This is a genomic window from Bacillus sp. FJAT-29814 (genome assembly GCF_001510715.1).
In the GTDB taxonomy this organism is placed as follows: Bacteria; Bacillota; Bacilli; order Bacillales; family Cytobacillaceae; genus Neobacillus.
In genome coordinates, this window is record NZ_LMTJ01000001.1 from 29,029 (window position 1) to 55,404 (window position 26,376).

Consider the following 26,376-nt stretch of genomic DNA (forward strand, 5'->3'; position numbering starts at 1 on the left):
TGATTTTCTTGGTCGAAAAAAACATTTTAACATGGATCATGATTGATGACCTTTCTTTTTACACAATTATATAGACTTAATCCCAATCGAGGCTATTGGCGACCGAGATTGGAAGGATAGAACCAACTGGGTAGCCAATCAAGGCTATTGGCGACCGAGACTGGAAAGATCAAACCATCTAGGTAGCCAATCAGGGCTATTGGTGACCGAGACTGTATGGATAGAATAATTTGGGTAGCCAATAATTATTAATTATTAAGTGCCAGGCACCCTCCAGAAAATTGGAAGGTGCCTGGCACATTTTATTTTGATAAACCTCTTAAAAACTAAATTTCGCCTGAATTTCTTTTAAAAACATCTCGGCAGCAGCGGAAAAAACCTGATGCTTTTTCCAAACAATATTTAAGCCGGATTGGAGTAGGGGCTCCAGCAGTCTAAAACAAAGGTTACTATCGCTAGACGTATTAACTATTTTATCAAGAGCTATCGCATACCCCATGCCCTCATCCACCATGATGGAGGCATTATAGGCAAGATTGTATGTAGTCACGATGTTTAATTTATCAAAATCTTCACCAAACCAATCCGCAAATTCATTTCTGGAGTAGGTTTGTTTCAAAGCTTGTCGTGAACAAATCAAGGGAACATTTACTAAATCTGCTGCTTGAATGGTTTCTTTGGCAGCTAGAGGACTGTCTTTCCTCATCACAACACCCCAAACATCTTTGGCTGGGATATTAATATAATTGTATTTTGATATATCCGCTGGTTGAATTAAAATCCCAAAGTCGAGCAATCCCCTGTCTAGCCGATCCGTCACATCATCTTCGTTTCCGCTGTAGAGGTGATACCGGATATTTGGATAACGTACCTGTATGTCTTTTGCCACCCGTGCAATCTGTCTCATGGCGTCGGTCTCTCCACCTCCTATGTAAATATCACCACTAATGGTTTCTTCCATGGAATGGAATTCAGTCTCTAATTTATCGACCATATCCACGATTTCTTCTGCTCGCTTTCGCAGGAGCAATCCTTCATCTGTAAGAATGATACTGTGACTGCTGCGAATGAAAAGTTTTTTTCCCAACTCTTGTTCCAAGTCTTTTAATTGTCTGGACAAGGTTGGCTGCGTCACATGCAAAAAATCAGCAGCCTTCGTAATGCTACCTTCTCTTGCAACCGTAAGAAAATACCGCAACACTCTCAATTCCATCTAACATGGCCTCCTTTATCATGTTAAGTATATACACTTTAGAAATACCCATCAAGCATATCTCGATACAAGATATAAGTATTTGGCATACAAAAGGCATGGTTAAATAAATAACAAAGGTAAAAAACAGGTAGAAGGCCCAGGCACTTATTAATAAAAAAATAGTGGAATAGGATTTTAGTGTTAGGAGTATTTTTAGGTTCAGCATTATGGTGGCTATTGCTAAATAGCATAGCAGGAAGTGGAAGAAGGAATACAAATTTTATTGTGGAATTATTGTCCTAAGAAGCGGATTTTCAGGAGCCATAGCTTTATGCGGAATAGTCACATGCCAATTGCGATGCTGTCATTTGATAATTTATTCCCTTAGATGTGAATGGAGAAATGAACTGAACATTGATGCCTGACCCTTTGCGTTAAAACTTTAAAAACGCTGGGTGTCAGGCACCGTGGACCAGTTAGAAACAAAGAAAAATATTACTTTTTCTTAATGAACATTACTATCATCGCTGTTATAGGGAGTTTATTCTGTTTCTTCTCCAGAAGGTCGAGTCGTTTGGGTTGGAAGGGTATTCCAAAAACTTGTATCCACATTTTCAATTGAACCATCAGCGATGGCTCTAGTTGCTGCATCAAGGGTGGTTATCGTTTGCTTAATCAAATAACCATTGCTTTTTTGCCCAAGCGCGTAAGACTCATAGTTGTGATCAGACATGCCGCGCATTTCAAAAAGAAGTGTTGAAATATCATATTGAACTGCGGCACCATTACGGCCAATTGTTTCCTCTGAACCGCCATTGTATTTTCCAATATTCCCCCAACCTTTAGAGTTAATAGCATTGAACACGACAGCTCCTAATTTTTTTGAACGTTCTAGGACTTCCGGCTTTACATTCCGGTTTGTCGGATAAAGGATGGACCCTGATACATATTTCCCGTCTATTTCACTTTGAGTTCCTTGATGATGGAGATCAATCATATAATTTATTTTGTACTTTTTTAACACATTATTGTGCAATGCTTGAGTTTCTGGATGTATTTTGGCAACATGGTCACGGTTTAAATCTGCGCCAACAGCATTATAGCGAGTCAAATGCCTTCCGCCGTCTGCGACATAGTCATCAAGGGAAAAGTTGACATCACCCATTGCTCCGTCAGCATTTAACATTGGTACGATAAGGATGTTTACATGATCAAGAACATCTTTCATTTTGTTCGTTCCTAAGTGTTTTATAAATTCTAGTGCGCCTTCCGTAGTCAGTTGTTCATTACCATGTTGTTGGGTTAAAAAGAGAATGGTAGGATTGTTAGGGTTAGAAATATATTTCGCAAGGTAAATATCACGGCCTTTTACAGTTTGACCAATGACTTCTAGGTCCATAGCATTTTGTTTTGCATCTTGGGTTTTAAGAAATTCAACTAGTTCATTGTATGTATGTAGGATAGAAGTCTGAATCGACTCATTTCCGCCATAATTCGGCCCTTCACCGACTGCCCCAACAGAAATGGGAGCGCTTACAAATCCTCCAACTGCCATTAAACCAGATAATGATAACGCGATAACTTTCTTTTTCATTTTATAACCTCCATTTAATATAATTGTAATAAGATTCAAAAAATTCACTACAAGGAGAATATTACAACTATAATGGGGGCATGTACATAGTGATTAATTACCGAATTTGTTATCCTCCGATTTTCCTATTTAGGTTGATTTTGGAAATAAAAATAACCTATTAGCTCTGTAGTTGCACAAAAAATCCACTGCTATAACGGGGCAAGAGTTTCAGAACGATGGCTGCTACGGCAGCTTCTTTCTTCTTCAATTAAACAGGTGGAAGAAAGGTTTGGAAGGAGTATCCTCTGATTTTATAGAATACTTAAAAGGAAGATTTTGAAGATACCTGTTCGCTGTATTTATTAAAAGGTGAAATAGGGGATTTGCCTCTAAAAAAGAAGGAGGAAACTTTTATGTTGTTTATCATGATTGTCAAAGCCTCTAAGAATTCGGAAGCAGGAAAGCTCCCGAGCTCTGAACTCATTGAAGCTATGACGAAGTACAATGAGGAATTAGTTAGGGCAGGGGTCCGGGTTATGGCTAAAGGACTTCATCCAAGTTCAAATGGGATTCGCTTTTCGTATTCGAAACCAGGGGAAAAGCCGGTGATTACGGATGGACCATTTTCGGAATCGAAAGAATTGATTGCCGGGTTCATTCTGATTGATGTTAAGTCGAGGGAAGAAGCCATCGAGTGGGCCATGCGGATGCCGGATCCGCAAGGACATGGGGAAGGTCAAATTGAATTGCGTCAAGTATTTGAGGCACTTGAGCACACTAATAAACTGTAATGAATTTATTTTAATCAAATAAGCGAATGATCGTAAAAGAATTCTGGAAAAGGAACTTATGTCATGTTCTTCAAAAGGGTATCGTTCCTTTAAGAACAGGCTGCCATTACGGTGGCCATTTTTTATTGAACTAAAGTGCAGGATAGCAAAAGGAGGATAAATATAAGAACAAAAGTTCATAAGAAATACTTATAGCATATCATAAAAGGATAATTATCAACTTATGGTAGTTAATGAGGTAGTATAAAGTTATAAACGGTTGGTTCATCAAGGAGGGGAATTTATTGGAAAAAGAAATCCAGTTTAGATTAGCTACTGAACAAGATTTGGATAGAATTGTTGAAATGCTTGCTGATGACGAATTGGGAAGGAATCGTGAGCGTTATGAGAAACCCCTTCCAGAAAGTTACACAAAAGCATATCAAGCTATCACATCTGACCCTAATAATGAGTTGATAGTAGCTTATCAAGGTAATGAAGTGCTTGGAGTACAACAAATTACATTTACTCCATATATTACCCACCAAGGTGGTTGGAGAGCTACTATTGAAGGGGTCAGAACCACCTTATCTGTACGTGGTAAGGGAGTAGGAACCGAACTCATAAAATGGGCCATTCAACGTGCAAACGAACGTGGTTGTCACTTAATTCAACTTACAACAGATAAACAAAGAGTCGATGCATTACGTTTTTATGAACGTTTAGGTTTTAAATCAACTCACGAAGGATTAAAAATGAAATTGTAATAGTTAGCTTATTCAACGGGGGCTTTACTTTAACAGGTTTAACAAACTATCTAATGTAAAATTAAAAATGTTATTAATAGGGAACGAATAAAGAATATAGTACATTTTATATCCCTCATGAACAAAGGAGAACTGAAAATGAGAAAACTCGTTTTATTTCTGCACGCATCGCTTGACGGTTTTGTAGAAGGGCCGAACGGTGAAATGGACATTGGCTGGGTTTCTTACGATGCTGATTTGGAGAAACACGCGAAAGAAATTCTGAGTACTGTCGACACTGTCATTTGGGGACGCGGGACTTATCAGATGATGTACAGTTACTGGCCATCTGTGCCTTCGAACCCATCAGCTTCACAGCATGAACGGAATCATGCCGAGTGGATCGAAAAGACAGCAAAAATCGTTTTTTCCACGACGCTGGAGAAAGTCGAATGGACCAATTCCAGACTGGTGAAAGAAGATGTCGAGGAAGAGATCAAGAACCTCAAACAGCAGCCAGGCAAGGATATGGTCATCCTCGGCAGTCCTAGGTTCGCACACTACCTTATGCAGTTTGATTTAATAGATGAGTATAAAATTACGGTTTCTCCTGTCCTGATCGGCAGCGGGTTGCCGTTATTTCAAGGTCTCAAGGAGAGGATCAATCTTAAACTTATCGAAAACAAGACATTTGATTCTGGAGCCATAGGCCTCGTTTACCAGACGGTTAGATGACTTTGTCTCCTAAAGTAGATTACGCTAACGGATTACGTTAGCACAATAAAAGCAGCGGCAGTCTAGGTCTTTCGAGTCCTAGTCTGTCACTGCTTTTTTTACGAGTCAGTCTAATTCAGTTTGTCGGGTAATCGTGTCGGTTAAGCTTAGAGTAAGGAGAAACTCCAGTAGGACGCAATTCAGGGATTAGAGTATATTTTCGTTAAAATGTTGGCGGTACCCTTTATTGAAGTAACGGGGGCATCTCCATAACCAAGAAATGCCCAATAAGCATTTCTCGATATGAGATATAAGTATTGGTTATATGTGAAAAGCGTAGCTAAAATAAGAATTATAGAAAGAAAGGATGGGATATAGATTGTCTACTATTCTAGATAAAGTAGTTGTCATTACGGGTGCATCAAGCGGCATTGGGGAAGCGACCACTAAGAAACTGGCAGAAGGAGGAGCAAAATTAGTTATTTGTGCTCGTCGAGAAGACCGTTTGAAAGCACTTGTTGAATCATTACCAAACGCGGATATTACTTATGCGACTGCTGATGTAACAAATAAAGATGAGGTTCAAGCAATTGTCGATTTGGCTGTAGAAAAACACGGACGCGTCGATGTCCTCTTCAATAATGCTGGAATCATGCCGCAAGCGCCGCTCTCAGACTTGAAGATGGATGAATGGCGCCAAATGATCGATATCAATATCATGGGTGTTTTAAATGGAATCGCTGCGGTGTTACCGATTATGCAAAAGCAACAATCCGGTCATATTGTGACAACTTCCTCAGCAGCCGGACATAATGTTTTCCAGGAAGGTGCGGTTTATAGTGGAACAAAGTTTGCCGTTCGCGCCATAATGGAAACATTGCGCCAAGAGGAGCATAAAAACAATATTCGCAGCACATTAATCTCTCCAGGAACGGTAGACACGGAACTGCATCTAACCATTTCTAACCCTAAAAGACGGGAATATATAGAAAATCTTCAAAGTGAAATCGGACTAAAATCAAGTGATGTTGCGGATGCCGTAGCCTATGCCATCGGCACACCTGCTTCAGTGAATGTAAGTGAAATCCTTCTGCTCCCGACGCATCAATAGAAAAAATGCTCCCCAATTATTTGGGGGGTTACTTTTTGAAAGAGAGGAGCTGTTAAAAATGAAACGAAATCAATTGTTAATTTTCATATTAGCCGTAGGTGTCTTCGGCATTCTAAATACCGAAATGGGCGTGATTGGGATCCTGCCTGATATTGCCGATCACTTTAATATCAGCATATCAAAAGCAGGGTGGCTGGTAAGTAGTTTTGCATTAGTTGTTGCCGCGGCAGGTCCAACGATGCCGTTACTGTTTTCAGGGATTAATCGAAAGAAGGTCATGTTGCTCGTCTTGGGTGTTTTTGTAGTGGGGAACGTTATAGCAATTTTTGCACCGAACTTTACCATTGCCTTGATTGCCCGGGCCGTTCCAGCCTTATTTCATCCTGTTTATTGTTCGTTGGCGTTTACAGTAGCTGCTGCATCGGTAAGTAAAGAAGAAGCGCCAAAAGCGGTTTCCAAAATATTCATCGGAGTTTCTGCCGGTATGGTGGTCGGCGTACCAATCGCCAGCTTTATGGCGAGCGCCGTTTCATTGCAAATGGCGATGGCATTCTTTGCTGTCGTCAATGCGATAGTTTTCGTGGCGACTTTATTGTTTGTCCCATCGATGCCTGTTGTAGAAAAACTTTCATATGGAACACAGCTATCCGTGTTAAAGAATTCTATCACATGGATTTCGATTGTGGCAGTCATTTTACTCAATGCAGCTGTCTTCGGCGTTTATAGTTATCTTGCAGATTATCTAAAAAATGTGACGAATTTGTCGTCCAACCTTATTAGTATACTTTTATTTGTATACGGCGCTGCCAATATTATTGGCAGTATGGTCGCAGGGAAGTTACTCACGAAGAATGCGATCAAAACCGTCGTTATTTTCCCTTTTGCATTGGGAGTTGTTTACATTCTATTATTCATGTTCGGGCAGTTTAGTATCCCAATGATGTTCGTGACGTTAATCTGGGGGATATTGGGGGGAATCGGCGGCAACATCAATCAATATTGGATTACGTCTGCCGCACCCGAAGCCCCGGATTTCGCCAATGGATTATTTCTCACAGCTGCTAACCTAGGAACAACCTTTGGTGCAGCAGTGGGCGGGTTATTTATTGCAGAAATGGGGATACAATACGTTGTTTTGGTCGGTATTCTATCATTGATCCTTGGTTTGGCAGCTATTTTACTACGAAACTATCGGTTCATTCCAATACAACATCAACTGTCAAAATAAGAATTCCATTTAATCGTCTAATTCTTTAAAAACAAGTGCCAGGCACCACAAAAACTTCTCCAAATATAATGAATTGGATGAGAAAATCCCTTAATGGAACGGGGAGGGGGATGCATTTGTTCGAAGTGAGTATTGAACCTTATTTACATGTTCGTTCTGCCAAGAATCCTGTCTATGCCCCTAATGGTCAAAAGCTAAGTTTTATCGCCGATTATACGGGGGTTCCACAGGTTTGGGAACTTAGTCGAGGGGAAGAATGGCCAGCTCAAATTTCTTTTACAGAAGACAGAATCACCTTTATCGGCAAAGTAAATGGCACTTCTGATCGGATTATCGGGATGGATGTAGGCGGAAATGAAAATCAGCAATTGTCCTTACTTAAGGAGGATGGAACACTGGTCGAACTGACAAAGTCACCAAATCATGTTCATCGTTATGGAGGCAGCTCCCCAGATGGAAAATGGATTGCCTGGTCAAGTAATCGAAGGCACCCAGCATATTTTGATCTTTATATTCAAAGTCTGGAAACATTCAAGTTTCATCCTGTGTTAACCGGTGATGGTCTATTTACAGCAGTGGAATGGTCTTCAGACGGTCAATCAATATTGGTTCAAAAGACCAATTCTCCGCTGGACAATGATTTGGGTATTCTTGATCTGGCAACAGGATTGGTAGACTGGATAACAGAGCATAAAGGGGAAGCGAGTTTCAGAGATGTCCATTTTAGTAAGGATGGAGATCATATCTACGTATTATCGAACAAAGACAGAGAGTTTTTTGACCTTGCACTGATCCATATAAAAACCAAAAATTTCATATGGCTGGAGCAGGGAAATTGGGATTTTGAAGAACTCGAAATGAATAAAGATAAAAATTTGTTAGCCTTTACTATTAATGAGGGTGGAATATCAAAGGGTCTACTTTTAGACTTAAATAGCAGTCATCTATATACGTGGGAGACACCTACTGGAATCATAAAAGATTTAAAATTTTCCCCTGATAGTAAGAAATTGGCCTATGTTTTTAATGGACCGGCTCACCCATCGGATATATGGGAGCTTGATTTAGAGACGATACAGTTAGCGAGACTTACCTATGTTTCCCGTTCACTTATATTGGAACATACATTAGTTGAACCAGAACTTATAAGTTATCGCTCATTTGATCATCTTCAAATTCCCGCCTTTTATTATAAACCCAAAAATTCATTAGAAAAATTACCTGTAGTCATTATCATTCACGGCTGCCCTGAGTTGCAGTCTCGCGCTGTATACACCCCAGTTGTACAATATCTAATCCGTAAAGGTTATGCTGTATGCACACCAAATATCCGTGGGAGTACAGGTTATGGAAAAACGTACACGAAATTGGACGACGTCCGAAAAAGAATGGATGCGGTAAAAGATATTGTTTTTTTAGTGGAATGGCTTAAGGTGCATGGGAACATCGATCCTAATAGAATAGGGATAATGGGCGGTAGCTATGGAGGATTTATGGTCCTTGCAGCCATCAGCCACTATCCACACCTATGGTCTGCCGCCATTGATATCGTTGGAATGTCTAGCCTAAGAACGTTCCTACAAACCACAAGTCCTTGGCGTAAGATGCTTAGGGAGGCGGAATATGGAACGATTGAAAGAGACGGAGACTTCTTTGATCAAATCGACCCATTACATCATGCCAATCGAATTTCCTCTCCTCTTTTAGTCATCCATGGTGAAAGGGATCCACGTGTCCACATTCAAGAATCCGAGCAAATCGTGAATAAATTGAAGGAAAAACAACACCAGGTCGACTTTATTCGTTTCGAAGATGAAGGCCATACGATTTCAAAACTGAAAAATAAGGAGATTGCTTACAAGGCAATCGTTAACTTTTTCGAACGAAATATGGGAGTGGAAGAAAAGAGAAACAGTGGTTTCAAATGGAGCCGGGAATATCCTTTCTTCCATTTATAATTCTCGTTATTTCTTTTTGAAAAATTAAAACTTTATTAGAATAGGATAAAACACTCACACTTGTTGTTAAATTAACAATGTGAGTTTTTTTGTTGAGATTATAATGTGATTGACGATTGGGAAACAACTAGCAAAATAAGAATCTCAAAAGTATTGCAACAAAATTAATCCATTTATTGAATTTATATCAACGGGGCAGGTTACATGAAGAGGTTTTTGCAAAAAAAGGAAGAAATATATACTATTCCACATATATTAAAATGCGATATTCATTCAGATAGGCTAAAAACATAAATCTCTTATAATCTCGTCTAAGTATAGGAGCAATGTAAAGGTAGGAACAGAATGAATCCTTAACTCAAATATGAAGGAGATTCCATTATGAAAGCGATGGTATACAATAAATACGGAACGATGGACGTACTTCATCTGAAAGAACTAGAGATGCCTGTGGTAAAACAAAATGAGGTATTGGTAAAGGTTCATGCTGCTTCTGTAAATTCTTGGGACTGGGACCTTCTTAGAGGCAAACCGTTCCTGAATCGTCTCGGGGGTATTTTTAAACCAAAATACAAAATCCTGGGTGCTGATATAGCTGGAAGGGTTGAAGCAGTTGGCAGTGAAGTAAAGCATTTATCTGTAGGGGATGAGGTATTCGGAGACATATCATGGTGTGGTTGGGGCGGTTTTGCGGAATATGTAAGTGTTAATGCAGAGGCATTGACGTTGAAGCCGTCCAGTATGACATTTGAGGAGGCAGCTGCGATACCACAAGCGGGAGTTCTAGCTCTACAGGGTCTTCGTGATAAAGGACAGATCCATGAAGCGAAAAAGGTGTTAATTAATGGTGCTGGTGGAGGAGTCGGGACCTTTTCCTTGCAAATGGCCAAATTAAAAGGGGCGGAAGTAACTTGTGTGGACAGTAAGAAAAAATTAGATACATTGAAGTCCATTGGTGCTGACCATGTGATAGACTACACGGAGGAAGATTTTACAAAAAACGGACAGCATTATGATTTGATTCTCGATGTAGTAGGAACCCGGTCTATTTTCGACTACAAGCGTGCACTAAATCCAGAAGGAACATATGTGATGATTGGAGGTTCCGCGTCTCTAATTCTGCAGCTATTGGTGCTGGGACCTCGGATTTTAAAAAAGGAAAGAAAGAAGATGGCAATCCTTATTCACAAACCAAATAAAAATGACCAAAATTTTTTGAGTGAACTTTTCGTTGCCGGTAAACTTATCCCAGTAATAGATAAGCGATACCCGTTAAGTCAGGTTGAAGAAGCGATTCGTTATCTTGGGGAAGGACATGCCAAGGGAAAAGTGGTCATCTGCGTAGAAAAAGCCTATTCTTCATATCCAAACATGCCCTAAATGGATTGACGCGCATGATAGCGGCAGAAGTCACGGGGGATATTAAAGTAAACGCAGTCGATCCAGGATGGGTAAGCACAGATATGGGGGGACCATCGGCTCCGAGAACACCAAAGCAAGCTGCGGAGTCGATTGTATGGTTAGCGACGATTGGATCGGAAGGACCTAACGGGGGATTCTTTTTCGATGGAAGACAGGTTGCTTGGTAAAACATACTGATGATTGCCTAATTTATTGTGAAATTACTCTTTTAAAAAGGTTCTTAAATTTTTCCCTATCTTCTGATGTTAATGGTTTTGGACCCTTTGTACGCTTTCCGCTTTTTCGAGCCATTGCACTCAAATAACGTGTTTGTAATAATTGGTCAATGTTTTCATTTGTATAGCTAAACCCATTATGGTGAAGTACCACACAACCTTTTGCTAAACCCAGCGAAGCAAGGCCATAATCTTGCGTAACGATTATATCTCCTTTTTGTGCTAACTTCATGATCCGATAATCCGCAGCATCTGCTCCAGAGTCGACATAAATAGTTTCTACACCCGATGGTTGTTGCGCAGTAGAAAAATGAGAGAAGCTAGTAACAAGAATAACAGGAATTTCAGCATTCGTACCTTCAGAAATAATGATATCTTTTACCGGACATGCATCCGCATCGACATAAATTTTCAAACATATCTCCCCATTGTTAAGTTTGAATTGATGATAATGATAAATTTAGCCTTTGTCAAACGATAAGATGGTTAAGGTATGTAGATGCGATAAATTAAAAAATAGTGCCAGGTACCCTCCGAGAAATAAGTGAGGCTGCCTGGCATTTTTTATTGATAAAGAGCTTAGTACCTTAGTTGTATATACCTTAAATGATTCTATACCTCTATCAAGAAAAGATGTTTCAAAAGACGCATTCTATCTTAATATAAAATTTCATACCTAATAAAGAACGGGGCTTTACTCGAACAGAAAAATACCATAAATCGAAGGGATAGGAGGCGATTGTTTTTTGATTACCTTTCAGCATGTATCTAAAAAATTCCCGGATGGATATGAGGCCTTAAAAGACATCAACTTCCATATTGATAAGGGAGAATTAGTGACACTGATAGGTCCCAGCGGCTGCGGAAAAACAACAACCATGAAAATGATTAACCGATTGATTGAGCCTACAAAGGGGAAGATTTTGATCAATGGTGAAGATATTTCAGAAAAAAATCCAGTACAACTTCGAAGAAATATTGGATATGTCATCCAGCAAATTGGTCTTCTTCCGCACATGACGATAGAAGATAACATTACCCTGGTGCCCCGTTTAAAAGGGTGGGAAAAAGAACGATACAGTAATCGGGTTGATGAACTACTCGACCTCGTAGGGCTTGACCCTGATGCCTTTAAATCTCGATTTCCTTCAGAATTAAGCGGCGGGCAGCAACAACGGATCGGTGTTATTCGAGCATTGGCGGCCGAACCCCCGATTATCCTGATGGATGAACCATTTAGTGCACTCGACCCAATCAGCAGGGAACAACTGCAAGATGAATTGGTTCGTCTACAGGAAAGCATTAAGAAAACCATCGTATTTGTGACGCACGATATGGATGAAGCGATTAAAATCGCAGATCGAATTGCGATTATGAAGGATGGGGAAATCGTTCAATTTGATACACCCGAAAAAATTCTTCGTCATCCGAAAAATGACTTTGTCAGAGGATTTATTGGGGAAGATCGGCTGCAAGCTGGAACATACGCTCATCCTGATGCCAAGGATTTAATGATTAAAAAAGTAATCACGGCCAAACCGAACCGAGGACTTGCCCAGGCTTTAAATACGATGATGACGCATAAAGTGGATAGCTTGCTTGTTACCACCATTGACCATGTTCTGCATGGTATTGCAACGATTGATGATGTAGAACGGTATTATACCGATGAAAACAAAACGTTAGGTGATATTATCAACAAGGATTACCTTTCCGTGGAAGTAGATCGTCCCTATCAAGAAGTGGCTGAAATCTTTGCTAATGGTGTAACCTCTATACCTGTTCTTGAAAAAGGAAAACTAGTTGGACTCATTACTCGCTCCAGCATGATGAGAGGGTTAGCAGGAATGAAAACTGTAACACCTGGAGAAGGAGATGTTGGGAATGAGCGATGAAAACGTATTTACGTTAATGATTGATACCTTTCAAACGCGGTGGACCGATATTTTTGAAGCACTGCAGCAGCACCTATTTTTATCGCTAGTTTCCATTTTAATTGCGGCTCTCATTTCCATCCCTACAGGCATCTATATTGCCAGGAGAAAAAGAATAGCAGAGCCAATCATGGGAATTGCTTCCGTGTTTCAAACTGTTCCAAGTTTAGCTTTGTTTGGATTCTTGCTCCCGTTTTTTGGTATCGGTAATGTTACGGCGATCATTGCACTTACCATTTATGCGCTGCTTCCGATATTACGAAACACGTATACGGGAATTCAGTCTGTGGATAAATCCGCTGTGGAAGCAGGGCTTGGAATGGGAATGACAAAGAACCAAATCTTACGAATGATTGAACTCCCATTAGCGCTTCCGATTATTATGGCCGGGTTACGAACAGCAACGGTTCTGACCATAGGTGTCGCTACGCTGGCCGCTTTTATTGGCGGAGGCGGACTTGGTGATATTATCTATCGGGGATTGTCCACAGCACGTAATGAATTAGTTTTGGCTGGTGCCATACCAGCAGCTATTTTGGCTATTGCCATTGATTTTATTCTTAAAAGGATTGAAATCGCAACAGATCCTTTAAAAAAGAAAAAAATCCAATGGAAAAAATCACTTTTCATTATCATTCCGATTGTGATTCTGATCAGTTTCCTTGGGGTAAAGGGAGTAACGTCTAAAGATACCATTGTCATTGCGGGGAAAAAGTGGACGGAGCAATACATCCTTCCCTATATTATTGCTGAATATGTGAAAGAAAAAAGCGATTATAAGGTCAAGGTGGAAGAGGGACTGGGCGAGACCCCGATCCTAACGGAAGCTATTAAAAAAGGCGATATCGATCTTTATGTTGAATATACGGGGACAGGTCTTTTAACGATTTTAAAGGAAGAGTATGATCCAGAATTAAGTCCTAATGAAATTTATGAGATCGTAAAAAAGGGATACCATGAAAAATACGGGCTTGCTTGGCTCAAGCCTTTTGGGTTCCAGAATACGTATGCCCTTGCTTTAAATGAGGAAAAGTATAATGAGTTGGGTGTAAAGACCATTTCTGATTTGGCACCTCATTCATCAAAGCTTTCCTTCGGCGGCGCCACTGAATTTTATGAACGAGAAGACGGTTATGACCCAATGGTTGAAACGTATGGGCTCAAGTTTAAGGATAAAAGAAGCCTAGATGCAAATCTCATGTATTCTGTTGTAAAAGAAGGGAAGGTAGATATTATCCCTGCCTATACCACAGATGGACGCATTGTCCGTTTTAACCTTGGTGTACTGAAAGACGATAAAAAATTCTTCCCTCCTTATTATGCAGCCCCAATTGTTCGGGAGGATACATTGAAGAAGTTTCCTAAGCTAGAAGGGATTATAAATGAGCTAGGCGGGAAAATATCGGAAAATGATATGGCGGAGATGAACGCAAAGGTAGATTTAGATAAGAAGGATCCTAGAGATGTAGCCAGAGAGTTTCTAAAAAAGAAGGGATTAATTAAATAGACCGCTATGTCCTCTAGTGCCAGGTTCCTGCCAAGAAATTAGCAGGTGCCTGGCACATTTTTTGCAAATATAAAAGACTACCGTAGTCGATATATGGGTGGAATTTAGTTCATAACTTAATATAAAGGGTTTAAATGTGACAAGCAACCGCTGGGGGAGTTATATTATAAATAGTCTGAATAGTAGATAAATTAGTTTGACTCGGGATTTTTTGAGGAAAATGTAAGGAGGAATAAAAAGATGAAACATATTATTGTTGAAACGAAAGATGGGGTTCGTACACTAACACTAAACAGACCTGAGCGTCTGAATGCTGTAAATGATACGCTCAGTCATGAGATTATTCAGGCCATTACAGAAGCCTCTGCTGACGATGAGGTACGTGTCATTGTCATTACCGGCAGTGGACGAGGATTCTGTGCAGGTCTTGATTTGACCGATTACACGACGAAAAATCAGGAAATTCAATCACGTCATCAGAAATTAGATGAATTGGGTTGGGTGGGACATCAAGCATTGGGGATTGTTCATTGTGATAAACCGGTTGTGGCTGCCATTAATGGGATTGCGGCTGGTGCAGGACTTGCCCTCGCTCTAGCTTGTGACATCCGGTTCATGTCTGCGGATGCAAGGGTTACAACAGGATATATTCGCCGCGGTCTCAGCCCTGATGCGGGAATGAGTTATTTTTTACCGCGGTTGGTCGGGCAGGCAAAAGCGGCCGAATTGATTTTTACTGGTCGGGACATTTACCCAGAGGAAGCGGAACGAATTGGATTGGTGAACGGTGTATTTCCAGCTGAAGAATTACAGAAACAGGTGATGAATTTTGCCAGGGAATTAGCAGCAGGACCGCCAATTGCGATGACGCTTTCGAAGAGATTGCTAGCTGCAAGCCCTGATACAGTTCTTACAACGATTTTAAAACAAGAGTTCGCGTTTATTAAACAATGTTTTGGAACTAAAGACGTTCAGGAAGGGGTTCTTGCTTTTGCCGAGAAAAGAAAGCCTGTATTCCGCGGAGAATAGGTGAATCTCTGGATTAATTGAACCATTCCAATGTACGAAAGCTGGAAAGTGCCGGGCACCCTCATTATTACTTCTGCTGGCACTTTTTATTTTCATTTTTGAACCCTCGTCGTCCAACTGGAGCAAGAAGTTTCTAAACCAATCTCAATGAAATGCTTATCAGTTACAAATAGCTCATATTTTTGATACCATATTTTTTAGAAAGAATCTTAAATTGAATAGAGGGAATGGAAGATGACAGACGCGGGACTAGTTCTTGAAGGCGGCGGCATGCGTGGATTATATACGGCTGGAGTGCTTGAGTATTTTATGAGTCAAGATCTATACTTCCCGTACGTAATCGGTGTATCTGCTGGAGCTTGTATGGGGGCTTCCTATCTTTCAAGACAAGCAGGACGTAACAAAGAGGTAAATCTCGGCTACATCGCGGATAAACGGTACTTATCCTTATCGAATTTTATAAAAAAACGGGAACTGTTCGGAATGGACTTTCTGTTTGATGAAATCCCCAATAAATTGGTACCCTTTGACATGGATACCTTTATCAATGGTCCTGAGCAATTCGTGATTGTCGCAACGGATTGTGAAACAGGGGAACCTGTTTATTTTGAAAAAGAGCACCAAAGTGAACATTTGACTAAACTCTTGAGAGCATCAAGCTCATTGCCTTTTGTAGCGCCGAGTGTGGAATACAAAAATCGGCAGCTTTTAGACGGCGGGATTGTGGACCCTATTCCGATCAAAAAGGCGGAGAACGATGGATATAGAAAAAATGTAATTATCTTAACCAAACCACAGGGCTATTTTAAACAGCCGCCAAGTAAGATGTCTTCTATTTTCAAGTACAAGCAGCATCCTAAAATTAATGACCTGTTGATGGTACGATACAAACACTATAATCAAACCCTAGAATATATTCATAGACAAGAAGAGCAAGGAAACTTGTTTGTGATTAGACCAAGCATGGAGATGCCGGTCGGAAGAGTGGAACGCAACAAGGAACGATTAGAGCGCCTTTACGAATTGGGTATGAAAGACGCACAGGAACAGTTTAATAGGCTAGAAAGCTTTTTAGCGAAGAACGGATAACAAAATGAAGTGCCAGGCACTCTCCAGAAATGAGGTGACTGGCACTTTTTTAATTTATTAATTTGCCATCAGAACCCACTTTTTTTAAGTTTTCGGACAACCTGTTTGTATTGCTTCAAGGAATACAAGGTGCCGATATAGCAATTCTTCATCTTGAAATCAGAGGAAATAAACAGAATCGCAAGAGTGGGAAAAAATTTATTTGTGCGAAAACGGAGGTCCTTCCAATAGATGAGATATCCATTTTTCCAAGACCGGACAAAGGGATAAGCATATTGGGTGCTGGACAGAAAATCAGAAACGGAAGGATGGTTTTGACTATCTGAAACCAGTTCTGGAAAGTCGATTTCCTTTGAAAAAGTATGTTCAATGTTCAGGCTTCCATCAGTATAGACCCCAAATAAAAAATCTTCCTTTGTCTCGATGAGAACGTCCCAATGAAACAAGAACATCCGTGGAATCAATTTAATCCGGATGGACCGAATGAAGTGATGCTCTAATTTTCTTTTTATCATAAATGCGTAAAGTGTTCGGACCCCAACATATAGGAAAATAAAAAGATAGATAATTAGAAAGGTTATTCCAGGTTCATAGAAAAGAAGCAGGCCAAACCCTAGCACATGAACGAAAAAAATGGTCGGGTCGAATAAGGGGAGTGAGTCATAAGCGACCCACTTTTTAGAAAAAGGGAGTAGGACTTGTGTCCCGTGCACGTTAAACAAATCAAAGAAGACATGCAGAATAACGGCTAAGAAGGTCCAAAAAAATAGATGGGTAAAAGATGGTACGGTAAAAAAACTGAAAATAATACCTGAAACGGCGGCACTCCACAAAGGTAAAGCAAGAATCGAATGGGACCATGCTCGGTGATTTCGGTAATAGCAGCCTTTTCCTTTTACAAGATAAATAAAGTCAAAGTCAGGTGCATTGGAACCTATGACCGTACCGATAACAACAGCTTGTGACAGGGCAGCATCATTCGCGATAACAGGATCAATTTGAGCAAGAGCTCCCAATCCTAACCCCATCATAATGTGAGAAGTTGTATCCATTTCATCACTCCACTCAAAATGTAGGCTTTCTCTATATTATATTTGGAGATGGTTTCTTCTTTATTAATCGAATGTAAAAGGTATATGTTGTTTTTGTAACCAAATAAAAATGACAGGGGATCACCTGTCATTTAATAAACCTAAATCACAATGGATTTATACGATTGAAGCAGATAACGTTCGATAAAGTCCGCCAAACCATCTTGTTCGTGGTATCCAGTCACAAAATCAGCGGCTGCTTTGACCTCTTTGCTTGCGTTCCCCATCGCCACACCAGTACCTACATGACGAAGCATCTGAATATCATTGGGTCCGTCTCCAATGGCAACCGCTTCATTTGGACTAATTCGAAATGCGTGCAGCAACCTTTTGATCGCAGACCATTTCGATACATTATGAGCAACCAGTTCAAATCCATTATTCCAATCGATTACCTCTGCTTCCTTTTTAAACAAAGCAGAAAATTTTTGACTCGGGGCACCTGTTAGCACACTATATTTAAGGACATCTCGATAATCTGCCCGTCTTAAATCGCCAACATACTGTGGAGGAATTTTCCCAACTTGTGTCCAGTAATCAATTTCTTCATTTGTTTCCTTACAATAGATCCCATCTGTGGTATGAATAATGACATTACAAGGATTTTCGGCTGTTAATTGGTGAAATCGAGCTTCGTCCACTTGAACGGTTTGCATATGCATCGCTTTCCCAGTAACCGCATCATGAATAGCGGCACCATTCAAACAGATCATTGGAGACCGTAATCCTATTTCTTTGTGATAGGGAGCGGTTACTTCATAGTGACGGCCAGTAGCTAGAAAAACCTTAACTCCCTGATTTATGAGGCTATTAATGGCCTCCATATTTCGGCTGGAGATGTCGTTCGAGGCTGTTAGAAGTGTACCATCCATATCAATAAATACTGCACGCACATTCATTTATGCTGCCTCCCTTCGTTGGTAAACCCATCATACCATGTGAATATTAAAGGCTTGTAAATTCAGTGTTCAGAATAAATAAAGAATTTCAGTAAGCTCCAGAATATTGGAAGGTACCTGACACTTTTTATGTTAAATATTTATCAAGAAACTGGACAACACGACGCGTATATTCTTTTTTATTCTGAGGATAAGAATGAATGTGTTGACATCCTTCCGTTAGCCATAATTCTTTACGATTGGCAGAGGAGACCGAATGGAATAAACTTTTACTTTCGGTATATGGAATGGCTTCGTCTGTTTTACTGTGAATGAACAGGAAGGACTTTCCTTTTGCATTCTTAACATGATTGATTGGAGACACTTCAGTAGGGTCAATTTTAAGAAGTTTTCGCATAGAGTGATAAATAATTGGTGTAAAGGGATTTTTTGGCAATTTGGACCAATAAGAAAGATTTTCTTTTAAAAAGGGCTCTAAATCACTAAAGGGACTATCCGCAATGATGGCAGAAACTCCAGGATGTTCGCATCCGGCAATAAGGGCCGTGGAAGCACCCATACTCCAGCCAAGAAGCGCAATCTTTTTCTGACTTTTTTTCTGAATGGCATAATCAATCGCTGCATATAAATCGTGGTTTTCAAAGAAACCCAACCCCGTTGTTCTTCCTTTTGATTTGCCGGCATTTCGAAAATCAAACATCAACACATTATATCCTTGTTCCGTAAGAATTCGAGCAAGCTTGAGTCCTTCAATCCTGTTCATGGAACGTTCATTCATATAACCGTGTGCTGTAATGACTGTTTTTTTGCTTTGCTTTGAAGCGGCGGGAATCCACCATCCAGCCAGCTTAACTTGGTCTTTTCTGCTGTGAAATTCAATTTCGTCGAAAACCATGCCATAATCCTTCGGGTTTTTCGTCGTTTTTGCAGGAAAGGGATGCGTTAGATACAAACCGATGCTAAGAGGGGGGAGAAAAAATATAAATGGTACTGCCAACAACGGCCCCCAGAGGGATTTACTTTTTTTCTCCTTTTTCTCCTCATCCATCCTAACTCCTCCTGTCCATTTTAAGTTTTCGGTACATTATCATATGCCGGTAAACAAAAAACGGAAAACCCTAAAGTCCTAATTTGGATTATTTGTGGTAATTTATAAGTGATCAAATTTATTTTTTCTTAATTTAAAAAATACTTAAAGTTATTTGAAATAAAAGTAATTGTGGTTAGGTACATGTAGAAGGAATATAAACTGGATGAGTCGAATAAGTCATAGTGAAAACTTGGTGTTGGTTTTTACCTTTTAGGAACGATTATACGCAGATTTTTTCATGTCTTTTCACTTTGAAAGATTACACTAAACAGCGAGGGGATTGGTTTTATGCAAGTTGTAGCCAAAATGTTTTTAGAACAACTCGACATGCATTGCTATGAGAATGAGTGGTTTGCATCCATGGAACAGGCGCTTCATGGAGTCAACGCAGCTGAGGCAGCATGGACTAGTTCAGGAATCAGCAATTCGATTTGGCAGATTGTCAACCACTTGATATTTTGTAATGAAGACGTGATCCATCGAATTAAGGGCACAGAGAATCCGCATAAGGCTGAAAATAATGAAGAAACCTTTGGAAATCCGGGGAATCCAGAAGACGAAATTGGGTGGGCACAGACAGTGCAACGCCTTAATGAAGTCATGAATAAATTAAAAACGGTCATTGCGGACCTTGACGATGAAAAGTTAAAAGTTCCGTATGCAGCCGACAGGTACTCTATTGAGCGTTTACTCAGCAATATCATGATGCACGATTCGTATCATATCGGCCAAATTGTTCTGTTGCGAAAGTTGCAATCCTCTTGGGGTGGCGTTGATTGGTCCTAAAGCACCATCATTCAGCAACCTTCCTCGCCCAGCCGTAGAAGCAGTATTGACGGTGTGAAGCCATTTACATTCACTATGGTGAAGCGGGTGATTTTCCTGCTTTATAGATGGCTAAACGGGTGTGTTAGTCAAATAAATTAGAACGTATTTGCATGGCGGTCTTTCGCATATTTCATTGTTGAACAGTCGGGCGCTTTTCTTAAATAAGAAGGCGTCTTTTTATATGTTACAACACATTTAGGGATTGAGTTTAATGAGGTGTAAAAAAGGTGAATGAAGGGAGGAACAATTTCTTGGTAGAATTATCACGGTCTCAAAAGTTAGCTATGGACTATATCAATTATGCGAGGAACCATAAACTTGAACCTAATGCAATAATTGGATATGAAAAGCAGTATACGATTTAGAAAAATTAAAGAAGTGATGTACTTTTCTTAAGTTGAAATGCTTAGCTAGCAAAAAAAGACCTCGTGTAAGGTCTTTTAGACTAATATTTCATATAATTGTTTATGACTCGATTTTTTTCAAGAATACTGATTGAGTCGGACCTAACCACAACATATTTCGTACACTTAGTTCATATTTTTTTCCATCGATAATTAGGGTTGAAATCTTATTACTAGTAACCTTATCAACAATTGAAACTGTCTCTACTTTGCAACCTTCATTTACAAGATGTGCCACAACCGCATTGTGAAAATTCCGAGGCTCTTTGTACCATTTGTACCAATCATCTAATTCAAATGTAATTACATTTCCTTTCTCAAGCAATGGTTTTTTAAATTTATCAAACAAATTAATCCCTTACTTTCTATATTTATTTCTTAAAACAATTATACTGTTTAAATTAATTAATACCTCAAAAACAACAATCTTTTAGAAAACAGCTTTTTTGTCCTTATTCAGATAAAGTGCAGTTTAGTTCAAGAAGGAATTTCCTAGAAATCTGTCGAATAATTAGAGAATCAGTGTGAAATTAAATGGAAGATCATCTGGTAGGTGCAGAATGAGGAAATTATATAGATTTCTACTTATTATTTTTTCAACAATTAGCGTTTTATTACTGTTATTAGCCATAGGAATCGGAGTTTTTATCCATAAGATATTCGAAAGGGAAATGAATCAAGATTTACCGTTTTTTCAATCAATTAAGATGGCAATGACGTTAAATTATGATGGTGAGAAGGAGACGCAATTTAAAGAAGAAAGAACCATCGAACAGTACCATCATATTTCTGTATATTATCCTGATGATTTTTCGGAACTTATTCCCATTACCAAAGAAACATTAGATTGGGCAATGGGCAAAAACAAGGAACTGTTCGGAGCCGTAAAAGAAGTACCTATCGATTTAATCGTAGTACAAAACAAAGATGAATTAAGAGAGTTATCCGGGCTCGAACACATAGCTGGTTTTTATTCTGATTTTGACAAGCTGTTGGCTATTAAGTATGACAACAAGGAAGCGATTTTAGAAAAGAAGGAAACCCCGCTGTATAATTTTCAAAAGTCGATTTTACACGAATATACTCACTACATTTTTTCGCGAATGGTTAATAATTCTAAAGGGGCTTCCCCTTATCCACAATGGTTCCAGGAGGGGATTTGCGAATATGTTGGAAATGACCAAACTAATGTGGTGTATTCGGATATCAAATTAGCTCCATTACATGAGCTTGTTACACAAGAACAATGGCAAACCGCACGAACAAAAGGTGATATGGATGTATATAAACAAAGTTACTTTACTATAAAATATTTAATTGATACATATGGGGTTGGAATTGTAAAAGAAATTATAAATGAAACAAATAATACGGGAGATTTTGATAGAAGTTTTATGCAAGCTACACATATAGGAATGGCTGAATTTGAAACTAATTTCTTGGGTGCACTTAAAACGTTCTATTAAAAGTTATAAGTTATGCTACGTTCGTGGTTCAGAATTGATTGAGGATTTCAATGATATTCTATGTATACTTAAGGACTCACAAATTCTATAAACACCTGCAAAATCCTCCTTTTGGAAAGGCACAGAAACGATATATCTAGATATATTGGAGTAAAGCGAATATAAAGATCATCGGTGACGATGGTCTTTTTTTATTTTTTAGTATTTTATTTGACTGGTAATGTTGACAGTATTTCAAGCACATTTTCAGGGTAGATGGGAAAATGTTAAGTTGAACGATAGCACGGTAGCAAAACAGGTGAGTGGAGGAATATAAGTATTTATTATCACTTTATATAATAAAAATATATTTTATTTATAAAATTGAATAAAGTAACATTTACTTAAAAGAAGTACTTAGATAAGTATTTAATGGGAAGGAGATTTTATGATAATTGGATTACATCACGCTCAGATTACTATTCCAAAGGGTGCTGAAGGGGAAGGAAGAAACTTTTATTGTGGAATATTAGGGTTAACAGAAATAGAAAAACCTGAATCACTAAAAGGACGAGGCGGATTTTGGCTAAAGGTTGGGGATAAAGATGTACACGTTGGAACGGAAGATGGTTTTAATAGAGAAAAAACAAAAGCACACTTAGCATATAGAGTTGAGGATATATCTTACTGGAGAAAGGTATTGGAACAAAATGATATAAAAATAATAGATTCAGTAACAATACCGAATTTTGAACGATTTGAGTTTAGAGACCCTTTTGGAAATCGGGTGGAGTTTATACAAGAAGTTTAATAGCAATCTTTCCTTTATGGAGCTGAGGAGAATAGGAGAGAGGAGGAGTTTTGGGTGCTTAACGTAGAGATAAGAAGGCCAAGAATGGAGGAGATAAAAAGGTTAAATTCATTTTTTAGAATTGTGATTACTGATACTTTTATTAAAGAAGGTTTAGGCGAGAAGTTGATTGATATTAATGATGAAATCAAAGTTAAGGAAAAATACTTAGAAAGTGATTTTGAAAGCAATCAGCATTCGTCCAAAACAAAAGGACCTTGCTCAGGTCCTTTTTGCGTGTTTTTAAGAGAATAAACACTCTTAAATCAATTTCTTAACATTTTCATTAAGATATTTATTTTTGAGACTTGATCCTGCTCAGCCTCACCAGTCTGTTGCAACATTAAACCGGAAATGACAGAGAAATAGAACATTAGGAGAGCAAATGGGTCACCTTGACAAAATTCCCCCATTTCCTGTCCCTTTTTAAAGATTGGAATTACTTTTTCGATAAAAGAAGTAGTAGAAAATTGTTGAGCAATTTCTTTTGCCCTCTCAGGAACTTCATCCGAGGTCTGTCCCTGTTGAATAATCATAAATGAATGTCTATTGCTTTCATCAAGCATTTTTGCCGTTAACGTCTTGATGATTTCTGTTGGCGATACTTCTACATTCTCTAAATCGGTAAAAGCTGCAGCCGATTCTTCCATTGCTTCCTGCACTAATTCAATGAAAAGCTCATCCTTAGATTGAAAATAACGATAGGTTAACCCCTGACTAACACCAGCTTCCTTGGCAATCATGCTTATTTTTGTGCCAACGAGCCCACGGCGGGAAAAAACTTTCAGTGCTGCCTTTTTTATTTGTTCCCTTCGTTCATCACGAATCTGCTGAAATTGTTCATCATTTAATGGACACACGATCTTCACTCTCTTCTGACATGCGATACTTGTTCTTCACTAATTTCCCAAAGTTTCCTTGCTGTTTCTCTATTAGCAGCCACAACTGATGGTTCGATACTTTGCCTGTTTGCACAGTAGTGTCCATTTAACTCGGACACATTCTTTGATTCCACAAGCCATACCAATGTATCAGCTCCCTCTTCAGGTGTACGTGAAAAGGGCTTCATGCAAGCCATGGTTGCCTTTGCTAAAAATCCATTGTTTTGATTGAAATTTGTCGAGACTAGTCCCGGATCAAAACAATGAGCGGTAATTCCGGTTCCTTCCAATCGATGCGCTAATTCCGATGTAAATAGGATATTGGCAAGTTTGCTTTGGGCATAACATAAGGTAGGACCACCCAATAGCTTTTTTATCCCTCTATAGAGATGTTCTGAATTAACATTATCAAAATCAAGCCCATTTTTCACCATCTTGTGACCATGTGAAGCAGTATTAATGATTCTGGCTGATTCACTTTCCTTCAGACGGTCTAAAAGAAGGGATGTTAGAAAAAATGGCGCAAGGTGATTTACTGCCCATGTTTTTTCAAATCCATCCTCAGTTTTTTGAAAAGTATCGAATAATGCCCCGGCATTATTCACCAAAACATCAATCTTTGGGCAGCTCTCAAGTATTTGTTTAGCAGCATTGCGAATGGACCTTTGAGAGGCAAGATCAGCAATGAATACATCTACCTTAATCTGGTTGCTTGCATCCTCCATTATTTGAATGGCTATCTCTTCTGCTCTCGCTTTATCTCTAGCAATAATGCCTAAATTCGCTCCCCTTAAAGCAATTGCCTTTGCTCCAGCCAGACCAATCCCGTTTGTTGCGCCTGTAATCATTACATATTTATTTTTTAAGTCCCATTCCTTTTTCTCCTTGATAATCGTCATTTTTCACAACCCATTCCACATTGTTAATTATGAATGAACAATTCATTCATTTAAAGTTATTATAAATGATAATTGGGGGAGCATCAATAGGCAAATTTAGAATATTTTTTTAAAAAAAAGCGGAAAAATTGACGTGTCGTTTCCTCAACTAACCTCCCGTTTAATTTAATAAAGTACAACAAAAAAGAAGCGTTCCCAGGTTCTTGATAATAACAAAATAAATTCTTCCTTTTCGGTCATATTAGAGGAATTATCGCCTTGATTATAGAAAGGGAACCGTTAGGAAGGTATAGAAGTAACGGGCAGGTTTGCTCAATAAGGATAAAACTGATTAATGAAGAATTGCTTGCATTAAAGGCTAGGCAAATGAATAAGGATTACTCTGTAAGGGCATCAGCCTTGTTGCTGCTATTTAATGAATTGCTTTATTACCGTATATTCAGTTGAGGAGGAATAAGTATGGCCTGGTATATCTGGTTCGCCGTAATTATTGCTGTTATTATCATTGGATTTAAATCATCTAAAAGGAAATAGATTTAACAGAGGCATTGATCTAGCAAGAAGATTGATGCCCTATTTTGTTCAAGGATAGTTAATGTTGTTAAAGCTATGCAATAATAATATTGTTAATTTATTCCATTTAGATTATGATGGTAATTGTATTATCATTCTAAAGGAGGATATATATGAACCGTATAGCCCACTTTGAAATGCAGGTATCAAATACAGAAAAGACAATTGAATTTTACAAAAATATTTTTGGATGGAAGATAGAGCCGTTTGGGGATTACGGATACAATTTTATAACTACGGATGAAGAAGGGCTTGAAGTAACAGGTGGAATCTTACCCTCTCCCGATGGTCAAGCTCGTGTAATTAATACAATTGAAGTAAATAATTTAGAAGAATCGTTGGAAAAAGTTCAAGAAAATGGCGGAGAAACGATATATCCAAAAATGACACTTCCAGGTCGTGGATTTGTTGCATACTGTCAGGGTCCCGAAGGACTTTTGTTTGGCCTATTCCAACCAGATAAAAACGCTCAATAATTAAGTTTAGGAAGAAGTTATTTGCGAAAGGAGCTATGCTGCAATGAACCAGGAGGTCTCCTCTTTTATCGATAGTCTTAATCAGCCCTGGAAGGTAGAAGTTTGTAATCGACTTCGCCACCTAGTCCATAAAACGATACCAGAAGTCGAAGAGCGGATTCAATACAAAAAGCCACATTTCCTGAAGAACGGGCAATACGCGGCGGTAATTTCTCCTTCCAAGGATGCCATTGCGTTTATGATTATGAATGCCTCTGAGCTGGATGTCCCTAAGGGATTTGAGGGTCCTACTGAACGAAAATGGCTCAAAATTCGTGAAGGTGATTCGCCAGATTACGATTTGCTTTCCCAGTTGCTAGATCAGGCATCCAGTTCATTCTAACTCCATATGAATAAACAAAAGCAAGGATACCATTTGTGTAAAGTATCCTTGCTTTTAATTATTC

General features: G+C 39.0%; 27 protein-coding genes. 18 read left to right on the forward strand and 9 right to left on the reverse strand.

The features are described 5' to 3' along the window. Positions 1-319: 319 nt before the first annotated feature. Together AR334_RS00135 and AR334_RS00140 are read right to left on the reverse strand one after the other, a co-directional pair. Positions 320-1,213: a LysR family transcriptional regulator gene (locus tag AR334_RS00135; RefSeq protein WP_066303584.1), complete on the reverse strand. Its 894-nt coding sequence runs from the start codon at positions 1,211-1,213 to the stop codon at positions 320-322. Positions 1,214-1,736: 523 nt separating this feature from the next. Further along, positions 1,737-2,789 (reverse strand): M14 family zinc carboxypeptidase, encoded by a 1,053-nt coding sequence (locus AR334_RS00140; protein ID WP_066303585.1) that lies wholly within the window; start codon positions 2,787-2,789, stop codon positions 1,737-1,739. Between the two features lie 395 nt (positions 2,790-3,184). Between AR334_RS00140 and AR334_RS00145 the strand changes: the two genes are divergently transcribed. The 8 genes from AR334_RS00145 (at position 3,185) to AR334_RS00180 (ending at position 10,887) form a co-directional block, all read left to right on the forward strand. After that, entirely contained in the window at positions 3,185-3,562 is a 378-nt protein-coding gene (locus AR334_RS00145; RefSeq protein WP_066303586.1) for a YciI family protein, read from the forward strand. A 284-nt stretch (positions 3,563-3,846) separates the two neighbouring features. After that, on the forward strand, positions 3,847-4,308 hold the full coding sequence (locus AR334_RS00150; protein ID WP_066303599.1) for a GNAT family N-acetyltransferase: 462 nt from the start codon (positions 3,847-3,849) through the stop codon (positions 4,306-4,308). Between the two features lie 138 nt (positions 4,309-4,446). Next, the gene (locus tag AR334_RS00155) at positions 4,447-5,022 is read left to right on the forward strand and encodes a dihydrofolate reductase family protein (protein ID WP_066303601.1); all 576 of its coding nucleotides are present in this window, start codon (positions 4,447-4,449) and stop codon (positions 5,020-5,022) included. A gap of 358 nt (positions 5,023-5,380) precedes the next feature. Then, positions 5,381-6,112: an SDR family oxidoreductase gene (locus AR334_RS00160; RefSeq protein ID WP_066303603.1), complete on the forward strand. Its 732-nt coding sequence runs from the start codon at positions 5,381-5,383 to the stop codon at positions 6,110-6,112. Between the two features lie 58 nt (positions 6,113-6,170). Then, positions 6,171-7,340: an MFS transporter gene (locus AR334_RS00165; RefSeq protein WP_066303605.1), complete on the forward strand. Its 1,170-nt coding sequence runs from the start codon at positions 6,171-6,173 to the stop codon at positions 7,338-7,340. A 125-nt stretch (positions 7,341-7,465) separates the two neighbouring features. Beyond that, positions 7,466-9,298, forward strand: coding sequence for a S9 family peptidase (locus AR334_RS00170; protein ID WP_253701174.1), 1,833 nt, complete (start codon positions 7,466-7,468; stop codon positions 9,296-9,298). Positions 9,299-9,679: 381 nt separating this feature from the next. After that, positions 9,680-10,678 (forward strand): NAD(P)-dependent alcohol dehydrogenase, encoded by a 999-nt coding sequence (locus tag AR334_RS00175; protein ID WP_066303608.1) that lies wholly within the window; start codon positions 9,680-9,682, stop codon positions 10,676-10,678. Between the two features lie 14 nt (positions 10,679-10,692). Further along, positions 10,693-10,887: a hypothetical protein gene (locus AR334_RS00180; protein WP_066303609.1), complete on the forward strand. Its 195-nt coding sequence runs from the start codon at positions 10,693-10,695 to the stop codon at positions 10,885-10,887. 22 nt (positions 10,888-10,909) lie between these two features. Here the strand turns inward: AR334_RS00180 and AR334_RS00185 are convergent, their stop codons facing one another. Further along, positions 10,910-11,350, reverse strand: a complete 441-nt coding sequence (locus AR334_RS00185; RefSeq protein WP_066303613.1) for a YaiI/YqxD family protein — start codon at positions 11,348-11,350, stop codon at positions 10,910-10,912. Positions 11,351-11,681: 331 nt separating this feature from the next. Between AR334_RS00185 and AR334_RS00190 the strand changes: the two genes are divergently transcribed. The 4 genes from AR334_RS00190 to AR334_RS00205 all read left to right on the forward strand — a co-directional run bounded on the left by AR334_RS00190 (position 11,682) and on the right by AR334_RS00205 (position 16,494). Further along, entirely contained in the window at positions 11,682-12,830 is a 1,149-nt protein-coding gene (locus AR334_RS00190; RefSeq protein ID WP_066303615.1) for an ABC transporter ATP-binding protein, read from the forward strand. Beyond that, positions 12,820-14,376 carry a glycine betaine ABC transporter substrate-binding protein gene (locus AR334_RS00195; protein ID WP_082692704.1) on the forward strand — a complete coding sequence of 519 codons (1,557 nt, stop codon included), beginning with the start codon at positions 12,820-12,822 and terminating at the stop codon, positions 14,374-14,376. The genes AR334_RS00190 and AR334_RS00195 overlap by 11 nt, the downstream gene beginning before the upstream one ends. Positions 14,377-14,616: 240 nt before the next feature. Beyond that, the gene (locus AR334_RS00200) at positions 14,617-15,405 is read left to right on the forward strand and encodes an enoyl-CoA hydratase/isomerase family protein (protein ID WP_066303622.1); all 789 of its coding nucleotides are present in this window, start codon (positions 14,617-14,619) and stop codon (positions 15,403-15,405) included. A gap of 234 nt (positions 15,406-15,639) precedes the next feature. Further along, positions 15,640-16,494, forward strand: a complete 855-nt coding sequence (locus tag AR334_RS00205) for a patatin family protein (protein ID WP_066303627.1) — start codon at positions 15,640-15,642, stop codon at positions 16,492-16,494. A 68-nt stretch (positions 16,495-16,562) separates the two neighbouring features. Here the strand turns inward: AR334_RS00205 and AR334_RS00210 are convergent, their stop codons facing one another. The 3 genes from AR334_RS00210 to AR334_RS00220 all read right to left on the reverse strand — a co-directional run bounded on the left by AR334_RS00210 (position 16,563) and on the right by AR334_RS00220 (position 19,532). Beyond that, complete coding sequence (locus AR334_RS00210; RefSeq protein ID WP_066303629.1) at positions 16,563-17,546, reverse strand: metal-dependent hydrolase; 984 nt, start codon at positions 17,544-17,546, stop codon at positions 16,563-16,565. Between the two features lie 140 nt (positions 17,547-17,686). Further along, positions 17,687-18,484 (reverse strand): Cof-type HAD-IIB family hydrolase, encoded by a 798-nt coding sequence (locus AR334_RS00215; protein ID WP_066303630.1) that lies wholly within the window; start codon positions 18,482-18,484, stop codon positions 17,687-17,689. Positions 18,485-18,611: 127 nt separating this feature from the next. Continuing rightward, the gene (locus AR334_RS00220; protein WP_066303632.1) at positions 18,612-19,532 is read right to left on the reverse strand and encodes an alpha/beta hydrolase; all 921 of its coding nucleotides are present in this window, start codon (positions 19,530-19,532) and stop codon (positions 18,612-18,614) included. Between the two features lie 330 nt (positions 19,533-19,862). Here AR334_RS00220 and AR334_RS00225 point away from each other — a divergent pair, with 330 nt between their 5' ends. After that, entirely contained in the window at positions 19,863-20,360 is a 498-nt protein-coding gene (locus tag AR334_RS00225) for a DinB family protein (protein WP_066303634.1), read from the forward strand. Positions 20,361-20,867: 507 nt separating this feature from the next. On the opposite strand, the gene AR334_RS00230 is transcribed toward AR334_RS00225, so the two are convergent. After that, on the reverse strand, positions 20,868-21,155 hold the full coding sequence (locus AR334_RS00230; protein ID WP_066303636.1) for a hypothetical protein: 288 nt from the start codon (positions 21,153-21,155) through the stop codon (positions 20,868-20,870). Between the two features lie 322 nt (positions 21,156-21,477). Between AR334_RS00230 and AR334_RS00235 the strand changes: the two genes are divergently transcribed. The 3 genes from AR334_RS00235 to AR334_RS00245 all read left to right on the forward strand — a co-directional run bounded on the left by AR334_RS00235 (position 21,478) and on the right by AR334_RS00245 (position 23,356). Continuing rightward, positions 21,478-22,272, forward strand: a complete 795-nt coding sequence (locus tag AR334_RS00235; protein ID WP_172799130.1) for a collagenase — start codon at positions 21,478-21,480, stop codon at positions 22,270-22,272. A 427-nt stretch (positions 22,273-22,699) separates the two neighbouring features. Beyond that, positions 22,700-23,062: a VOC family protein gene (locus tag AR334_RS00240; protein WP_066303639.1), complete on the forward strand. Its 363-nt coding sequence runs from the start codon at positions 22,700-22,702 to the stop codon at positions 23,060-23,062. A gap of 54 nt (positions 23,063-23,116) precedes the next feature. Further along, the gene (locus AR334_RS00245; protein ID WP_066303641.1) at positions 23,117-23,356 is read left to right on the forward strand and encodes a hypothetical protein; all 240 of its coding nucleotides are present in this window, start codon (positions 23,117-23,119) and stop codon (positions 23,354-23,356) included. Between the two features lie 11 nt (positions 23,357-23,367). Here the strand turns inward: AR334_RS00245 and AR334_RS00250 are convergent, their stop codons facing one another. Together AR334_RS00250 and AR334_RS00255 are read right to left on the reverse strand one after the other, a co-directional pair. Continuing rightward, positions 23,368-23,961, reverse strand: coding sequence for a TetR/AcrR family transcriptional regulator (locus AR334_RS00250; protein ID WP_066303645.1), 594 nt, complete (start codon positions 23,959-23,961; stop codon positions 23,368-23,370). A 5-nt stretch (positions 23,962-23,966) separates the two neighbouring features. Continuing rightward, on the reverse strand, positions 23,967-24,881 hold the full coding sequence (locus AR334_RS00255) for an SDR family oxidoreductase (protein ID WP_066303647.1): 915 nt from the start codon (positions 24,879-24,881) through the stop codon (positions 23,967-23,969). A 686-nt stretch (positions 24,882-25,567) separates the two neighbouring features. Between AR334_RS00255 and AR334_RS00260 the strand changes: the two genes are divergently transcribed. Further along, positions 25,568-25,930 carry a VOC family protein gene (locus tag AR334_RS00260; protein WP_066303649.1) on the forward strand — a complete coding sequence of 121 codons (363 nt, stop codon included), beginning with the start codon at positions 25,568-25,570 and terminating at the stop codon, positions 25,928-25,930. Positions 25,931-25,973: 43 nt separating this feature from the next. Then, positions 25,974-26,312 (forward strand): DUF1801 domain-containing protein, encoded by a 339-nt coding sequence (locus AR334_RS00265; RefSeq protein ID WP_066303653.1) that lies wholly within the window; start codon positions 25,974-25,976, stop codon positions 26,310-26,312. The last annotated feature ends 64 nt before the right edge of the window (positions 26,313-26,376 follow it).

Bases quoted from the DNA above. Each gene is read 5' to 3' on its own strand.
- AR334_RS00140 (WP_066303585.1), bottom strand. From the start codon at position 2,789: ATGAAAAAGAAAGTTATCGCGTTATCATTATCTGGTTTAATGGCAGTT.
- AR334_RS00225 (WP_066303634.1), top strand. From the start codon at position 19,863: ATGCAAGTTGTAGCCAAAATGTTTTTAGAACAACTCGACATGCATTGC.
- AR334_RS00195 (WP_082692704.1), top strand. From the start codon at position 12,820: ATGAGCGATGAAAACGTATTTACGTTAATGATTGATACCTTTCAAACG.
- AR334_RS00220 (WP_066303632.1), bottom strand. From the start codon at position 19,532: ATGGATGAGGAGAAAAAGGAGAAAAAAAGTAAATCCCTCTGGGGGCCG.
- AR334_RS00235 (WP_172799130.1), top strand. From the start codon at position 21,478: ATGAATCAAGATTTACCGTTTTTTCAATCAATTAAGATGGCAATGACG.
- AR334_RS00175 (WP_066303608.1), top strand. From the start codon at position 9,680: ATGAAAGCGATGGTATACAATAAATACGGAACGATGGACGTACTTCAT.
- AR334_RS00255 (WP_066303647.1), bottom strand. From the start codon at position 24,881: ATGACGATTATCAAGGAGAAAAAGGAATGGGACTTAAAAAATAAATAT.
- AR334_RS00165 (WP_066303605.1), top strand. From the start codon at position 6,171: ATGAAACGAAATCAATTGTTAATTTTCATATTAGCCGTAGGTGTCTTC.
- AR334_RS00145 (WP_066303586.1), top strand. From the start codon at position 3,185: ATGTTGTTTATCATGATTGTCAAAGCCTCTAAGAATTCGGAAGCAGGA.
- AR334_RS00180 (WP_066303609.1), top strand. From the start codon at position 10,693: ATGATAGCGGCAGAAGTCACGGGGGATATTAAAGTAAACGCAGTCGAT.
- AR334_RS00215 (WP_066303630.1), bottom strand. From the start codon at position 18,484: ATGAATGTGCGTGCAGTATTTATTGATATGGATGGTACACTTCTAACA.
- AR334_RS00260 (WP_066303649.1), top strand. From the start codon at position 25,568: ATGAACCGTATAGCCCACTTTGAAATGCAGGTATCAAATACAGAAAAG.
- AR334_RS00240 (WP_066303639.1), top strand. From the start codon at position 22,700: ATGATAATTGGATTACATCACGCTCAGATTACTATTCCAAAGGGTGCT.
- AR334_RS00200 (WP_066303622.1), top strand. From the start codon at position 14,617: ATGAAACATATTATTGTTGAAACGAAAGATGGGGTTCGTACACTAACA.
- AR334_RS00135 (WP_066303584.1), bottom strand. From the start codon at position 1,213: ATGGAATTGAGAGTGTTGCGGTATTTTCTTACGGTTGCAAGAGAAGGT.
- AR334_RS00265 (WP_066303653.1), top strand. From the start codon at position 25,974: ATGAACCAGGAGGTCTCCTCTTTTATCGATAGTCTTAATCAGCCCTGG.
- AR334_RS00155 (WP_066303601.1), top strand. From the start codon at position 4,447: ATGAGAAAACTCGTTTTATTTCTGCACGCATCGCTTGACGGTTTTGTA.
- AR334_RS00210 (WP_066303629.1), bottom strand. From the start codon at position 17,546: ATGGATACAACTTCTCACATTATGATGGGGTTAGGATTGGGAGCTCTT.
- AR334_RS00205 (WP_066303627.1), top strand. From the start codon at position 15,640: ATGACAGACGCGGGACTAGTTCTTGAAGGCGGCGGCATGCGTGGATTA.